Origin of the sequence: Exiguobacterium qingdaonense, from assembly GCF_018617855.1 — a bacterium.
Lineage (GTDB): Bacteria > Bacillota > Bacilli > Exiguobacteriales > Exiguobacteriaceae > Exiguobacterium > Exiguobacterium qingdaonense.
Genome location: NZ_JACSKY010000012.1, coordinates 23,199 through 38,118 on the forward strand (window position 1 = coordinate 23,199; position 14,920 = coordinate 38,118).

The window sequence follows — 14,920 nt, forward strand, 5'->3', positions numbered from 1 at the left end:
CCATAGGCTAACATTGGATAAATATGGGTATCTCTTCTGTATGTATTCAAAGGAGGTCCAAAACATGGCATGGAACAGAACTGTCTACGTCGGACTGGTGATCGGTACAATGTGGGTCGGTCCACAAGTCGTTTCTGTTGAAGGGTCTTTTCAACAGACGGCCGATGGGATTGTCTACACATCAAGTGACGGGACGACATTGATCGGTTGGCAAGAAATTGAAGGGAACCTGTATTATTTGAACGAGGATGGGACGCCCCTCACCGGTTGGCAAGAAATTGAAGGCGCTACATATTATTTTGAAGCGGACGGTCGACTCGTCACCGGTCTTTATACAATCGACGGCACGACATACACGTTTGATGAGAACGGAAAACTGTTTAGCGGATGGCAGGAACGAGACGGGCTCGTCTATTATTTCGACGAAACTGGCCAGCCCCTCACCGGTTTCCAGACGATTGCTGGAAAGCGCTACTACTTCAACGAGGACGGGGTCCGTCTCTCCGGTTGGCAACAGCTCGGGGACGAAAAACATTATTTCTTCCCTGACGGCACCATCCGTACGGGCATGTATACGATTGACGGGAACAAGTACTATTTGATGGCGCAAGGGAAGATGGCGACCGGTTGGAAGACGGTCGGCACGCGCCGCTATTACTTCGGGGATGACGGGGTACGTCGACAAGGGCTCGCCCGGGTCGGCGAAACAATGTATGGCTTCCATCCGTATTATGGATATCGCCTCGAGGGGCTCTATCGTATCAACAACCGTCACTATCTGTTCGGAAAATACGGCGACCGCAAATACGGTCTCCAACGCATCGACGGGGTCATGTACGGTTTTCACCCGACCTACGGCTATCGTCTTGAAGGAATCCATAAACTGAACTCACGTTATTATTCGTTTGACTACTACGGTCGTCGCGAGTATGGTTTTCAAATGATTGACGGAAAGAAGGTCGGATTCCATCCGACCTACGGTTATCGGCTTCAAGGGAAGCATCGGTTGAATGGAAAGACGTATCATTTCCATTCGACCGGCGTCCCTGAAAAAGGCTGGAAATACACGACGCAGTACGAGTATTTCGCTCCGGTCCTGACGAAGAAGACGGACTGGCAAGCAATCGGTGGGAAATGGTACTACTTTGACCAAAACGGAAAGATGTATCAAAACCGCCACGTCGGGAACGCCTCGTTCGATGCGCGAGGAGCCTACTCTCAATCCCTTTCCGTCTATAAGATGAGCGTGCCGCTCTATCGGCAGTTCCCGATGGGGTATCCGTCCGGCTGCGAGTTCTTTTCGCTCAAAATGGCGCTCGAAGAGAAGGGACGTGCCGTCAGTGCCTCGACACTTTATCGCGAGATGCCAAAGAGCATGTGGAACGCACGCTACGAAAATCGTTCGTATCGTTGGGTCGACCCGAACGTCATGTTCACCGGTGACCCGAAACGGACGCTCGGCAAATATAAGAATTATGGGATTTATCCGAAAGGGATGATCGGATTCGCCAGCAAGTATCGTCCGGTGAAGGATTTGTCCAACCAGGGACTCGGCTCGATTGAACGGGAACTGTCGATGGGTAACCCGGTCATCGTCTGGGCGAGCGTCGACTTCAATAAACCGTACGGCTATTTCAACTGGTACACCGCCTCGAACAAGAAGTTCACCGGCTACGTCAACTATCACGTCATGTTGGCGACCGGCTATGACAAGTCGAATTTGTACATTAACGACCCGTATCGCGGTCGCTTGGTCATCCCGAAATCAAAAGTGAGTGCCGTCATGGGCGCGACGGGATGGAAGGCGCTTGCGGTCAGATAGAGGGTGGGCTGATCAACAGTCCTCTTTTTTGTAATGAAATGGTAAAACCAAAAATCGACCAGCTAATATAGAATAAAGGGAGCCTCAAAAAAGGAGTCGATCCATTTGAAAAAAAACCTATCTTTCCTGCTCACGATCATTCTCACCCTAGGCATCATCAGTTCACCCTTCTCTGTGAATCGTGTCCATGCTTATTATGAGACGTCGGTCAACACGACGGGGTACGTGACAAAGATCAGTCAACTCAACGTACGGCAATCCCCCTCAATGAGCGCGAAACGACTTGCGCTCATCCCTAGAGACGGCTCGATGCGCGTCCGGACATCGTTCCAGTTGGACGGGATGCGTTGGTATAAAATCCAGTGGGGCAACGGTTATGCTTATTTGCCGGCCAAATATGTCCGACTTTCAACCGCTGAGGTGAAGTTCACGAAAACGACGTACGTCAAACCGTCGAGCGTCTATTTGAAATCACGTCCACTGACGACGTCATCAGGTGTCAAGTTCGTCCGTCAAGGCGCGGTACTCGATACGATTTCATATCGATACACCGGCACGACGCGCTGGTATAAAGTCCGCTACGGGACGCATACCGGGTACATCCTTGCCAAGCACGTCCGTTTCACATCGCCGGTCAACGTGTTGACCGAGACGAATGTGGAGCGAAAAGCAGTCGGGTTATCCCTACTCGACGCTTCTAGTGAGGCGAATCGCGTCGCCCAAGTCCGGGCGGATGAGATGGCACGCACCGGCCAATTCTCGCACACGCTCAAAGAAAACGGCACCCCGGGTGATACGTTGGACGCTTACGGCGTGTCATATCGTGGTTGGGGTGAAAACATCTATAAGGGATCAAGCGACCCGGTACGGGCAGTCGATGCGTGGATGAACAGTAGTGGTCATCGCGCGAACATCTTGAAGGCGCATTACACCCATCTAGGGATCGGCAAGGCGACCGACAAAAAAGGTTCGACCATCCACGTCCAAATCTTTTTGACGAAATGACCGAGGAAAGAACAGTCACATTGTGGCTGTTTTTTCGTTCCAAACTAAAAAGAACGGATTCGCATCCGCCCCTTGTGTGAATATATTATATTTCATGTTCTTTCACGAGCACACGGAAACGCGGCCGAACGGTCAATTCAATCGACGTCACGGTCCGCTTCCTGTCTTCTCCGAGCACGATCAATAACTCCGCATGATCCCGTCGGTCTTCTAACACCTCGACTTTCGTGACGGTCCGAAGCAATTGATAATACACGAGCTCCCCGTCCTCGTTTTTCACGTTAATCTCAAATTCGTGATAGCTCGGTGATATTTTAAAGTAAAACGTCTCCCCTTGTTTATTCTTAAAACGGAAAACCGATTCATCGTAGTAAAACGGTAATGTTGAATCCATCCGTTTCGGCTCGACCGTACAAAATGCGGAGAGCACGATTTCGTCTGGGAACAACGCCCCTTCTTGCTTATTGAACTTCCACCCTTTCATCCAAATCCCTCATTTCGACACAAATAATTATCTGAATAATTAGATTATTACATAATTTCATCTGTCTGGACAGGGATATTCATGACAATACTCGAACACCTTTGTGTAAAAGAATGTGATTTTCATATGAGAAAGGGGCACACCTATGTCGATCATCTCGCTCGAACATGTCACGAAGCGTTTCGGGGACACCATCGCCTTGAACGACCTCAGCCTGAACGTCGAGGAAGGCGAACTGTTCGGTCTACTCGGTCCGAACGGTGCCGGCAAGACGACCGCCATCTCGGTCATGTTGAACTTGTACGAAGCGGATGCCGGATCGATCCGTATTTTTGGACAATCGATGCCAAAAGACGAGCTACCGATTAAACGTCGCGTCGGGATCGTACCGCAACACGTCTCTGTCTATGACCAGCTGACTGTCTATGAAAACATCCAATTCTTTGCCGAACTGTACGGGTTCAGTCCGAAGGAAGCGAAACAAAAGACCGAGGCCGCCGTTGCCTTCGTCGAACTCGATGCTCACCAAAAGAAACGCCCACCTGAACTTTCCGGTGGCCTTCTCCGTCGACTAAATATCGCCTGTGGCATCGTGCATGAGCCCGAGCTCATCTTTATGGACGAACCGACCGTCGCCATCGACCCACAGTCGCGTAACACCATTCTCGAGAACATCCGTGAACTGAACCGTCGTGGTGCCACGATTATCTATACGTCACATTACATGGAGGAAGTCGAGCTCCTATGCGACCGAATCGCCATCGTCGATGAGGGGAAGATCATCGCCGAAGGGACCCAGGATGAACTAAAGGACCGCGTCATGACGCTCGAGACGGCCCGGATCAAAGTCGACACCCTTCCCCCACATGCGCTCGAACGACTCGAAGCACTCGAGCACGTCCAAAAAGTGGAGTATGAGGAACCGTATATCGAGGTGTCGTTGAATAAAAACACACCGCTCGCCCCACTTCTTGAGACGCTACATCAGGAACATGTTCATTTCACATCCATCACGGTCGACCGTCCTTCCCTCAATACCGTCTTTTTGGCATTGACCGGGAAGACGCTCCGGGAATAGGGGGTACTTTCATGTGGACCTTCATCAAATATGATGTGAAGCAACGGCTTCGTGACCGCGCCACCATCTTTTGGATGCTAATTTTCCCACTCATCCTCATTTTCGGTCTCGGAACGATGCTGTCGGCCGTCTTCAGTGACACGTTCAAACTGCCGGTCACGAATGTTGCCTACGTCGAATCCTCGACCGACCAGTACCGTGAGCCGCTCGAGACCTTTTTGGACGACGAAGACATTCAAGCGTTCATCCGACTGATACCGTATGAAGACATCGCATCCGCCGAGGCCGGCGTGAATGACGGTGATGCGGACGTCATCTTACAGCTCGATGACAGTATGATCACGCTCTTATATGAAGAACCGACGACCGTCGAGTTCGATGTCCTCGAATCCATCCTCACCCAATACACGGCGATTGCCAATCAACAAATCATGCTCACAGAGGCAGGCGAATCGGCCCCATATGAGAATGAGGAATGGCTTGATACGGAAAGTGTCGACTTGGCGGGCCGCACCCCGACCTCGCTCGAATATTTTACCGTCACCATCTCGATCATGACCGCCCTCTTCGGTTCGTTTTACATCACTTCGATGGCACGAGAGGAACAACCGAATGTCGGGAGCTATCTACGTATTCAAGCAGCCCCTGTCAGGACGATCCAATATCGGATCGCGCGGACGTTCAGTCGGTACGTCATCATCTTGCTTCAAATCATCTTACTCTTTTGGTTCAGTCATTTCGTCTATCGGACATTTGATTTGTCGAACGTTCAGTTTGGTCATTTGATTTTATCTTGGCTTGCCTTGACCGCTTATGGGGTCGCGGTCGGCTTCGTCATCGTCCAATTGCCGAAGTTGAGCATGACGACGAAAGATGCAATCGTCAACGGATTCGTCGCCATTCTCATGATCTTATCTGGAGGCTACGTGCCCGGCTTTGACGAAGTGACACTATACTATGCACCGTGGGCGGCCTATGTGTTCATGCCGATCTTTATGCGGGACGGCATGCTTGCCGTCATGCTCCGCGAAGGCGACATGAGTCTGTATTGGCAAAGTCTCGGATTGCTCGGGATTCATCTACTCATCTTGATCGCATTCAGCTACATTCTCTCGAAAGGGGTGAAGCGTCATGGTACTCATTAGACACGTGGCCAAACGGATGCTCAGAAAGAAAGGGCTATGGGTGTTCACGTTCGTTTCGTTGTTCGGGTTCGCGCTCATCCTGTCATTCGTCGGAGGAACGTCTAGCTTGAGCGCGTCGGTCGGAGTCGTCGACCGGGACGGCGGAATTCTCGCCGAACGCTTGATTGAGGAGGCCGATCGTTTCGGCCGTGTCACTCTGCTTGAAGCAAGTGATGAAGAGGTCTTGTTAGAGGGGGAGGACATCATCCTTGTCATTCCTGAAAATTTCACGGCACAAGCGTTCACGGGAGATATGCCTCGCCTCTCCTTCTCCGCGATTGCCGGAAGTGACGCCTCCTTGATTGAACAGGCGTTGAACGGACATTTATCCCGGGAGCGTCAACTCCTTGAGGCGAGCGGATACGATGAAGCCGCCTTCGAACGACTTGCGTCTGAAGAGGCGATGAATGGCTATACGCTCTCAAGTGAGCCGTTTCAAGAAAGTGTCGCCACGACCGCACGTACACAAGCCTTTTTCGGTCTGTTGTCGTTCATCATGATGTCGACGTTCCTCCAGTTCATCCCGATGTTCGTCGCAGACGACCGGGACGAGAAGATTTATGCACGCCTGTTCGCCTCACCGGTTACTCCAAGACGTTATTTCGCTTCTCTCTTATTTGCTTTTTATCTCGTCGGATTCATTTACGTGGTCTTGTTGATTGGTGTGAGTCTCGTTCTTCACGGTCAAGACGTCTGGGCGTACCTTCCGACCGTATTCGCCTTGTTCTCCTCCTATCTGCTCGTCTGCCTTGCGCTCGGTGGTCTCATCGCCGTCGCCGCGACGAATCGGGAAAAGGCGAACATCTTTCAAATATCGGTCACGATGGCTTCTGCCATAACAGGTGGCGCCTTCATCAGTCTCTTATGGCTGCCAGATTCATTAAAATTCGTCGGCCGCTTCTTACCGACTTATTGGTTGAACGATGGAGTCATCACGATGTACGAGGGACAGTTCCCACTCTTCTCAATTTTGATGATGGGAATCATGACCGCCATCGTCTTCTTATTGACCGTCTTCGTCGTAAAAAGACGACCGCTCACCATCTAAAAAGCGAGTCCTCCTATGTCGTGGGGGACTCGCTTCTTTCATTGTTGTAACGTTGGGACGACTTTTTCAAAGAAGACGTCCACGAGCGATGGATCGAACTGTTTTCCTGCTTCTTGCTTGATGATAGCGAGCGCTTCATCAATCGTCTTCGCCTGACGATACGGTCTCCCTGTCACCATGACATCAAACGTATCGGCAATCGAGATGATGCGGGAAGCGAGCGGGATGTCGTATTCACTGATTCCTTTCGGATACCCTTGCCCGTCCCATCGTTCATGGTGTGCCAACACGATTTCGGACAAGGCAACGTATTCAGGGACCGTGCTCAAAATATTGTAACTGACCTCGGGATGCCGCTTGATTTCTCGCCATTCGGATTCAGTCAACGCACCCGGTTTGTCTAAAATATCGTTACTGATCGCCACTTTTCCGATATCGTGCAAAATGGCGGCCGTCCGAATTTCATTCACTTCGGCACTCGTGAAGCCCATCGCTTCCGCGAGTTGACCGGACAAGTTGGCGACACGGTGAGAATGTTCCTCTTCACGTGGGATTTTCTCATAAAGCGTGCGCATGATCAATTGAATCGAATGATGGCGGCGACTCTGTTTCTCGGACACCTTATGGTGATACATCCGGTCTTCCGCCAAGTTGAACACATCGGTCAAATCGACTGTCGTATCATGTTTGACGGCCTCACCGAACGATGCGGAAATCGGTAAGCCCTCCACTGTCTTCTCGAGGAAGAGCCGGCTCAGACGTTCCGACAGTTGCTTCGCCTCATCGAGCGTCGTGTTCGGGGAGATGACGACGAATTCGTCCCCACCGACACGCGCCACTTCATCTTTCGCGCGCAATTCATTTCGTAAAATATTTGCCGCCTCGACGAGCAGCTGATCCCCGACCAAGTGACCGAACGCATCGTTCGTCAGTTTGAGACCATTGATGTCGATGACGAGGAGCGTTAGTGGATAGTAGCTCTCCTCATCAAAACGTGTCAACGCCTCCTCAAAATATCGCCGATTCTTGGCGCCGGTCAGCTGGTCGTGATAACTCAAATATTCAATCTCTTTCTCGTACTTTTTCTTCTCGGTGACATCGCCGATATAACCGTGCCACAGCACATGACCTTCCGCAATCTTTTCTGGTCGTGAAGAACCTAGTATCCAAATGGTTCGTCCGTCCTCGGTCAACACACGAAACTCTGCGTCCCAAATCGTCAAATTCCGATACGATTCATCGATCGACTGCATGACGTGAGGATAGTCATCGGGATGCATCCGCTTGAAGACGAGCGTTGCATCTCGTTGAACATCTTCAGATGAAATCCCAAGGATCTCTTCGAACCCCCGACTAAAGAACGGAAAATTGAAACTACCATCAGGGAACAGTTCGAACTGATAGATGGCACCCGGTACCTGATCCGACAATTTTGTCAAAAGACGGTCTCGTTCGGCCAGTTTTTCCTCCAACTGCACCCGGTCCGTCACATCTTTAGCGACCGCATAAATATAGTTCCCTTGCAGCTTACAATGCCATTCAATCGAGCGATACGTGTCATCGATCGTTCGGAAGCGATTGACGAAACGGAACAGCTCCCCTCGCTCTTCAAGTTCTGCGAAGGCAGACTCTGTAATCGTCTCGTCATCTGGGTGAATCAGGCTGAGGAAGTCGATGTTCTCTAAATCCTCTAGTGAATACCCTAAAACACGCTCCCACGTATCGTTCAAATGCAGCACTTGTCTCGTGCCGAATGCCATGATGCATTCCAAGTCGAGTGTCGCAAACCCATCGAACATCGATTTTTTCGTCTCACCTACCTGATGATCGGCTTTCATCAACTGCTCGAGTATGTGGACGAGATACAATTCTACAAGCCCTAGACGGTTCGCCGCCTGGCCCTCTTGCATCACAATCGTCAAATCCCCGTATAGCACGCCGTCTTTCTCGATTTTGAAAAGGACGACTTCTCCGAGTGAAAAAATACGTAGTAAGTTTTTGACGAGCCGTTTCGGCAGTGCGCCGTCAATCAAGGGGATGATCCCATCAAACACAATCGGATTCGGTCGGCTGAACAGGTCACGTCGCTGGTCGGTCATCGCCCATTTTTTCCCGACTGGGTGGAACCCCAATACGTCGAGACTTCTTTCTAACATGTCGTCCATTCCGGACAAGGCGACCGTCGTGTACGACTCTCCGTCACTCTCCATCAAATTGAGGGCGACCGCCTTCGCACCGGTAAAATCTCGAATTTGGTCGAGAAATTGTTGATTGATCAGTAAATCACTCCCGGATGAGACGAATCGATGGGAGACGTTGACGAGTTGGTTGAGGGCATTATTCTCTTGAATGTGTCGAGTGATGTCATGAAACATCGTCGTGACGAATCCAGGTCGTTCGCTGAACACGGACATCTCGAACCATGATTTATTTCGACGTGAAAAGTGCTCGAATGTCACCGTCCCGCCTTCACTGACGACACGCGCCACTTGAATCATCCATTCACGATCACTGTATTCAAACCCTTTTAAAATAGTCGTGACGCGTTCTCCGATAAAATGTTTACGTTTCCCTTTCATCATTCTCTCGAAAGCGGGATTCACTTCAAAGAATTCATAGTCAATCGGCTCCGAAGCGTCGTCGTAAATCACCTTGAATTCGACGTAACCTTGGGGCATATGGCGCAACAATGTATCGTTTGAAGATTGGGATGGTTTTGTCACGTCACTTCCTCCTCAGTAATGAAATTATTACTTAGTTTACCTCATTTATGATAGATTCCCTATTTTTTCCGAACTCATTCCCATCTAGTCCATAATAAGTTTTTGTAAACTGTATCCTTGTCCCTTGTGTCCTCCTCACTCGTTTGGTAGACTGATTTCGAAACTCGATATCGGATTTCGATAACAAGGAGATGACACGTATGGAAGACCGCGTCTTGCGGAAGTTATTTCTCGGTTTCATCCATATCCACATTTTACACCATGCTGCGGAGCACCCTGTATACGGGGCATGGATGGTCGATGAACTACGGGAGCATGGCTATGAAATCAGTGCCGGAACACTCTATCCGATCCTACATGGGATGGAAAAGGACGGTCTGCTCGTTCGCCATAATGAGACGGTCGATGGGCATGTCCGTAAAAATTACGTAACGACGGAGAAAGGGCTCTCCGTACTTAAGGAAGCCCGCCAAAAAGCATACGAGTTATTCAAAGAAATCAAGGAGTGAAGATATGTTCACACAACGCGTGACGTTCAAGACGTTACTAGAGATCTTATTCGTTTCAACGAGGCTCGGCCTCACCTCGTTCGGTGGGCCGGTCGCCCACCTCGGTTACTTCCACGAGGAGTATGTGAGACGACGCAAATGGATGGATGAGAAAGCATATGCCGACCTCGTCGCGCTATGCCAATTCTTGCCCGGCCCGGCAAGTTCACAAGTCGGCATCGGCATCGGCATCGTCCGGGGCGGCATCTTAGGTGGGATCACTTCCTTTATCGGATTCACGACCCCGTCGGTCATCGCCCTCATCCTGTTCGCTTTGTTGTTGTCGGGACTTGACGTCTCGGACGCGGGCTGGCTATACGGATTGAAAGTCGTCGCCGTCGCCATCGTCGCCCATGCCATTTTAGGGATGGCGAGTAAACTCACGCCCAATACGAAGACGCGGACGATCGCCTTTTTCGCTTTGGCCGGCGTCCTGCTTTGGCAGACGACGTTCAGTCAGGTACTCGTCATTCTCGTCGCGGCGCTCGCAGGTTTCCTATTGTTCAAACCGGACCGCCTCGAGGAAAAATCGAGTGCCTTTCCCATCTCAAAACGACTCGGGGCCGTCTTGTTGTCAGTCTTCGGCGCACTTCTCGTCATCTTACCGATTTTACGGGAGACGTTTGAGAGTCAGGCGATTGCTTTATTCGACAGTTTCTACCGGGCCGGTGCCCTCGTCTTCGGCGGCGGACATGTCGTCTTGCCACTACTTGAACGAGAGCTCGTACCCGCCGGCTTCTTGAGTGAAGAGGCTTTCCTTGCAGGATATGGTGCCGCCCAGGCCGTCCCTGGACCGCTATTTACGTTCGCTTCGTATCTAGGGACAGCCATCGATGGTGTACCGGGCGGATTGCTCGCGACGGTCGCCATCTTCTTGCCGGCATTCTTACTCATCCTCGGGGCACTCCCGTATTGGGACGCCCTACGCCACAACCCAAAAGTTGCCGGCGCCCTCATCGGCGTCAATGCGGCCGTTGTCGGGATTTTGATCGCGGCATTCTACAGCCCGATCTTCACGAGCACCGTCAACGATGCGGTCGATTTCGTGTTCGCCGCCTTCCTGTTCGTGATGATTGCCTATTGGAAACTGCCCCCATGGGCACTCGTCATCGCCGGGGTGATTGGCGGGACGTTGATTAATATGATGTAACTAGAAAGAAGCGACCTGTCCATAAGACGACAGGTCGCTTCTTTCATGATGAGGAGATGGGGGACATCCGTGTCACCCGAATCTGATTGAGCATGTCTTCAAGATGTGCACAATTGATACTTCCCGTGCCTTCTTCAAGGGCATTGAGCGTGCCGGTCGCACTACCGAGACGAAGCGCCTCTTCTACGGATTGTCGTCTCACCATTCCGACGGCGAGACCAGCAATCATCGCATCGCCAGACCCGACGGCGTTCACGGCCGCCACGTTCGGTACGTCGATGACATAGCGTTGTCCATGAACGATTGCATCCGCCCCTCGCTTCCCTTTTGAATGAACGACCCAGTCACTCATATATCCGATCCGGTTGAGCGTGTGCTCGATTGGAGCGACGGGATCCAAACTGTTCAATTCTTCTTCATTCGGTTTCACTAACAAAGGATGAGCCGACAACCCTTCACGAAGAGCCTCTCCGCTTGTATCGAGGATTACTTTCTTCCCATATTGCCCTGCTAGCTCGATCAATTCGCGATAGGCACTCACCGGCACACCTTTCGGCAAACTACCGGACGCCACGATGAGTGAGACTTCAGGCAAGAGCGTAGCCACATGTTGCTTGAACCCTTCCCATTCTTCTGTCGAGATGGTCGGTCCATTTTCAAGTACTTCGGTTTGATTTCCATCGTGTAAAAAAGCCAAACACGTTCGTGTGTTACCAGACACCTGATAAAACTCATGGCGAATTCCTTGATCGGTGAGCGTAGTGGTGACCCACTCTCCCGACTCACCCCCGACTATTCCAGTAGCAACAACCGATTCTTTTAATTGATGGATGACTCGGGTAACATTCAGTCCTTTCCCTCCCGCGGTACGGTGAGGGGCATCCGTTCGATTTGTTCCTTTCAACTGAAACTGCGACATGTCATAACGGACATCGATTGCAGGATTTAACGTGATGGTCAAAATCATACCCGAACCTCAATAACGTCCATCACTCATGCACATTCGAATCTTCTCTTCTACGACCGTCTTCATCGCAGCTTTGGCCGGTCCGAAATATTTGCGCGGATCGCTCTCTTCCTGATTTTCGGTCAAGACGCTTCGAAGTGTCGCGGCGAATGGCATTTTTAACTCTGTGGCGATGTTGACCTTACAGCAACCTCGACGAATACATTCGCGCACCGTATCAAACGGTACACCAGATGCGCCATGGAGAACGAGAGGAATGTCGACGACTGCTCGGATTTCAGACAACCGCTCCAAATCAAGTTTCGGTTCTGCTTTATATAAGCCATGGGCCGTTCCGATCGCGACGGCAAGCGAGTCGATTCCTGTTCTCTCGACAAATTCTGCTGCCGCGGAAGGATCGGTGTAGAAGGAGTCGGCCTCATCCACCACAAGGTCATCTTCTTGCCCACCTAAGCGACCAAGCTCGGCTTCAACCGATGCACCGTATTCATGAGCCATCGCGACGACTTGACGCACTGTCTCAACGTTCTCTTCGAATGCATGGTGTGAAGCATCGATCATGACCGATTTTGTACCAAGTTCAAGCGAGTCGCGAATGTCTTCAATCGTCTCATGATGATCCAAATGAAGCGCAATCGGGATGTCATAGCGGCGTGCAGCTGTATCCGCAATCGCTTGAATGTAATCACGCCCAGCGTATGTGAACGTTCCAGGGGTCGCAGCCAAAATGACTGGAGACCGAAGTTCCGCTGCCGTGTCCACCACGACTTGTGCCGTCTCCAAGTTATGAATGTTAAAGGCTGGGACAGCATATCCGTTCATTTGTGCATCGCGTAGCATCTCTTTCGTATTGATGACACCTGTTTTTGTCATTTCCATGTTCATTCACCTCATTAGATTATTTGTCAATCGACGTAACAGCCCGTTTCCCACTTCTCTAAAAATTCATCGAATATCTCGTCGCCATCTAGTCCCCGACTCGTTGACGCCAACGCATCGACCGAGGCGATGAGTTGTTTCGATTCGTCTGTTTCGACAAATGGCGTATTCAAAAAGACATCTACAATCTCTTGCATCAAACCGAGACCGGTAATTCGTCCCCCGATTCCAATCACATTCGCATCGAGTTGCTCCCGTGCCATCCTAGCAGTGGTCACATCTCGCACGAGTGGCGCACGCACACCTTGAACTTTATTGGCCGACGTCGTGATCCCTACTCCCGTACCACAAATGACAACCCCACGTTCCGCTTCATTCGTGACGACTTGTTCCGCGACACGACGCCCATAGATCGGGTAATGCGTTCGTTCAAGATCGTATGTCCCACAATCAATGACTTCATGGCCTTGCGCTTCAAGGTATCGCACCATCTCATCTTTAATATCTGTCACAATATGGTCGCAGCCGATTGCAATCTTCATTTTTTCGTCCTCCTTAAGCCAATTTGTTCAGCATGTCTACACGGATTTGATGACGCCCACCTGAGTACTCCGCCCCAAGGAATGCGCTTACAATTTCACGAGCTAACGTGTCTCCGATGACTTCTGTCCCCATCGCAATAATCGTCGAGTTGTTATGGTCCCTTGTCATTTTCGCAGAATGTTCATCTGATACTTGTGCGCAAACAATCCCTGATTGCTTTGCAGCGACCATGTATGACAATGACCCAAATGAATCGAGCAAGATGCCACGTGCCACCTCTTCATCACGAACCGCATTCGTCACTCGAACAATTGCAGCCACGATATCATCACCCGAATAATCTACGATTTCATGTCCTAGCCCCTTCACGTGGTCAATGATCACTTGTTTACGCCCTTCACTTGCTTTGTCTGCCGAAAGTGCTACTTTCACAATAATCCCTTCTTCCCTTTTGTTCTTTTTTGTTCGTTATTTACACTTTTATAATAGCACATGTTCGTTTAATTTCAATCATTTTCGAACATTTATTGTTTGTTTATTATCAAAAAAAAGCCTGAATCGTCACATTTCGTAACAATTCAGACTTTTATTTAATCTGTCATACAAGTTGTTGTTCATTTTTTCCTACAATGATTTCCGTATAAGAAGAATAATGATGCAATGTCGCTTCGTCAACATTCTCATCAGTAATCAAACCATCTACGTGATCTAATCCATAAAAGTCGAATAGGTCGGCGCGACCGATTTTGCTTGAATCGCACAAAATATATTTCATCTGTGCATTATCTAGGACGATTTTTTGACAAGCGCCCTCTTCTTCGTTCGCCGTCGTAATCCGTTCGTTGTGTACCCCGTTCGTACCGATAAAAGCGAGGGAAACGTTGATACGAGACATGATATCATTCGTAAAGCTCCCCACAAAAGCACCCGTCCGTTCACGATAGCGCCCACCGATCAGCATGAGTTCAAATCGCGTATCGTTTTTAAAGCGTTCGAACACTTGAAAAGAGTTTGTAAAAATACGTGCATTCACATCGATGTATTCATAAATGAGTTCATTGGTCGTCCCGGGACCGATGAACACGGTCGCATTTTCTTCAATGAGTTCCGCCGCCTTCCTCGCGATACTCCGCTTCTCTTCCGAACGAAGTTGTTTCTTCTCGACATGAGACAGTTCTTCGTATGACAGGGGACGGTCCATGTTCAAAGACTTCGCACCACCGTGAATACGTTCAAGACGCCCCAACTCTTCAAGCATCTGCAAATCACGACGTGCTGTCATCGGTGTGACGCCAAGCAATTCTGTCACTTCCGTCGTTTTGACGACCCCTTTCGTGTCCACCAGTTCCAAGATGCGATCCCATCGCTGCTCTTTCAACATTTTTCCGATCACCCTCCTTCTTTCTATCAGTATACTCAACTTGAACACCCCTTGACTATCATTTTAGAACATAAACAAACAAAAGCCGGTTCAAAAGAACCGACTTTT

The 14,920-nt window shown here is 50.2% G+C and carries 14 protein-coding genes; 7 read left to right on the forward strand and 7 right to left on the reverse strand.

Features of this window, described 5'->3' with window-relative positions; all coding sequences use genetic code 11:
• Positions 1 to 64 precede the first annotated feature (64 nt).
• Both KNP00_RS11955 and KNP00_RS11960 read left to right on the forward strand, forming a co-directional pair.
• The gene (locus tag KNP00_RS11955; RefSeq protein ID WP_215145567.1) at positions 65 to 1,822 is read left to right on the forward strand and encodes a C39 family peptidase; all 1,758 of its coding nucleotides are present in this window, start codon (positions 65 to 67) and stop codon (positions 1,820 to 1,822) included.
• A 105-nt stretch (positions 1,823 to 1,927) separates the two neighbouring features.
• Complete coding sequence (locus KNP00_RS11960) at positions 1,928 to 2,827, forward strand: CAP domain-containing protein (RefSeq protein WP_215145569.1); 900 nt, start codon at positions 1,928 to 1,930, stop codon at positions 2,825 to 2,827.
• An 85-nt stretch (positions 2,828 to 2,912) separates the two neighbouring features.
• Here the strand turns inward: KNP00_RS11960 and KNP00_RS11965 are convergent, their stop codons facing one another.
• Positions 2,913 to 3,311 carry a hypothetical protein gene (locus tag KNP00_RS11965; protein WP_215145570.1) on the reverse strand — a complete coding sequence of 133 codons (399 nt, stop codon included), beginning with the start codon at positions 3,309 to 3,311 and terminating at the stop codon, positions 2,913 to 2,915.
• A gap of 145 nt (positions 3,312 to 3,456) precedes the next feature.
• On the opposite strand from KNP00_RS11965, the gene KNP00_RS11970 reads away from it, so the two are divergent.
• From KNP00_RS11970 to KNP00_RS11980, 3 genes are read left to right on the forward strand one after another with little or no spacing between them, the layout of a single operon-like run.
• Positions 3,457 to 4,389: an ABC transporter ATP-binding protein gene (locus KNP00_RS11970; protein WP_215145573.1), complete on the forward strand. Its 933-nt coding sequence runs from the start codon at positions 3,457 to 3,459 to the stop codon at positions 4,387 to 4,389.
• 11 nt (positions 4,390 to 4,400) lie between these two features.
• Complete coding sequence (locus KNP00_RS11975) at positions 4,401 to 5,534, forward strand: ABC transporter permease (RefSeq protein WP_215145575.1); 1,134 nt, start codon at positions 4,401 to 4,403, stop codon at positions 5,532 to 5,534.
• On the forward strand, positions 5,521 to 6,621 hold the full coding sequence (locus KNP00_RS11980) for an ABC transporter permease (protein ID WP_215145577.1): 1,101 nt from the start codon (positions 5,521 to 5,523) through the stop codon (positions 6,619 to 6,621). Before KNP00_RS11975 ends, KNP00_RS11980 begins: the two co-directional genes overlap by 14 nt.
• 38 nt (positions 6,622 to 6,659) lie before the next feature.
• Here the strand turns inward: KNP00_RS11980 and KNP00_RS11985 are convergent, their stop codons facing one another.
• On the reverse strand, positions 6,660 to 9,344 hold the full coding sequence (locus KNP00_RS11985; RefSeq protein ID WP_338082281.1) for an HD domain-containing phosphohydrolase: 2,685 nt from the start codon (positions 9,342 to 9,344) through the stop codon (positions 6,660 to 6,662).
• A gap of 200 nt (positions 9,345 to 9,544) precedes the next feature.
• On the opposite strand from KNP00_RS11985, the gene KNP00_RS11990 reads away from it, so the two are divergent.
• Positions 9,545 to 9,853, forward strand: coding sequence for a PadR family transcriptional regulator (locus tag KNP00_RS11990; RefSeq protein ID WP_215145579.1), 309 nt, complete (start codon positions 9,545 to 9,547; stop codon positions 9,851 to 9,853).
• A gap of 4 nt (positions 9,854 to 9,857) precedes the next feature.
• Positions 9,858 to 11,042, forward strand: a complete 1,185-nt coding sequence (chrA, locus tag KNP00_RS11995; RefSeq protein WP_215145580.1) for a chromate efflux transporter — start codon at positions 9,858 to 9,860, stop codon at positions 11,040 to 11,042.
• 43 nt (positions 11,043 to 11,085) lie between these two features.
• Here chrA and KNP00_RS12000 read toward each other — a convergent pair whose 3' ends face one another.
• The 5 genes from KNP00_RS12000 to KNP00_RS12020 all read right to left on the reverse strand — a co-directional run bounded on the left by KNP00_RS12000 (position 11,086) and on the right by KNP00_RS12020 (position 14,824).
• Positions 11,086 to 12,009: a 1-phosphofructokinase family hexose kinase gene (locus tag KNP00_RS12000; protein WP_215145582.1), complete on the reverse strand. Its 924-nt coding sequence runs from the start codon at positions 12,007 to 12,009 to the stop codon at positions 11,086 to 11,088.
• 9 nt (positions 12,010 to 12,018) lie between these two features.
• Positions 12,019 to 12,888, reverse strand: a complete 870-nt coding sequence (locus tag KNP00_RS12005) for a tagatose bisphosphate family class II aldolase (RefSeq protein ID WP_215145590.1) — start codon at positions 12,886 to 12,888, stop codon at positions 12,019 to 12,021.
• Positions 12,889 to 12,914: 26 nt separating this feature from the next.
• Positions 12,915 to 13,430, reverse strand: a complete 516-nt coding sequence (lacB, locus tag KNP00_RS12010; RefSeq protein ID WP_215145592.1) for a galactose-6-phosphate isomerase subunit LacB — start codon at positions 13,428 to 13,430, stop codon at positions 12,915 to 12,917.
• Between the two features lie 13 nt (positions 13,431 to 13,443).
• The gene (locus KNP00_RS12015) at positions 13,444 to 13,863 is read right to left on the reverse strand and encodes an RpiB/LacA/LacB family sugar-phosphate isomerase (protein ID WP_215145599.1); all 420 of its coding nucleotides are present in this window, start codon (positions 13,861 to 13,863) and stop codon (positions 13,444 to 13,446) included.
• Between the two features lie 166 nt (positions 13,864 to 14,029).
• The gene (locus KNP00_RS12020; protein ID WP_338082282.1) at positions 14,030 to 14,824 is read right to left on the reverse strand and encodes a DeoR/GlpR family DNA-binding transcription regulator; all 795 of its coding nucleotides are present in this window, start codon (positions 14,822 to 14,824) and stop codon (positions 14,030 to 14,032) included.
• Between the last annotated feature and the right edge of the window lie 96 nt (positions 14,825 to 14,920).

What these genes read in the sequence shown, in the direction of transcription:
- KNP00_RS11955 (WP_215145567.1), top strand. Translation starts at nt 65, where the DNA reads ATGGCATGGAACAGAACTGTCTACGTCGGACTGGTGATCGGTACAATG.
- KNP00_RS11965 (WP_215145570.1), bottom strand. Translation starts at nt 3,311, where the DNA reads ATGAAAGGGTGGAAGTTCAATAAGCAAGAAGGGGCGTTGTTCCCAGAC.
- KNP00_RS11970 (WP_215145573.1), top strand. Translation starts at nt 3,457, where the DNA reads ATGTCGATCATCTCGCTCGAACATGTCACGAAGCGTTTCGGGGACACC.
- KNP00_RS11975 (WP_215145575.1), top strand. Translation starts at nt 4,401, where the DNA reads ATGTGGACCTTCATCAAATATGATGTGAAGCAACGGCTTCGTGACCGC.
- KNP00_RS11980 (WP_215145577.1), top strand. Translation starts at nt 5,521, where the DNA reads ATGGTACTCATTAGACACGTGGCCAAACGGATGCTCAGAAAGAAAGGG.
- KNP00_RS11990 (WP_215145579.1), top strand. Translation starts at nt 9,545, where the DNA reads ATGGAAGACCGCGTCTTGCGGAAGTTATTTCTCGGTTTCATCCATATC.
- chrA (WP_215145580.1), top strand. Translation starts at nt 9,858, where the DNA reads ATGTTCACACAACGCGTGACGTTCAAGACGTTACTAGAGATCTTATTC.
- KNP00_RS12000 (WP_215145582.1), bottom strand. Translation starts at nt 12,009, where the DNA reads ATGATTTTGACCATCACGTTAAATCCTGCAATCGATGTCCGTTATGAC.
- KNP00_RS12005 (WP_215145590.1), bottom strand. Translation starts at nt 12,888, where the DNA reads ATGGAAATGACAAAAACAGGTGTCATCAATACGAAAGAGATGCTACGC.
- lacB (WP_215145592.1), bottom strand. Translation starts at nt 13,430, where the DNA reads ATGAAGATTGCAATCGGCTGCGACCATATTGTGACAGATATTAAAGAT.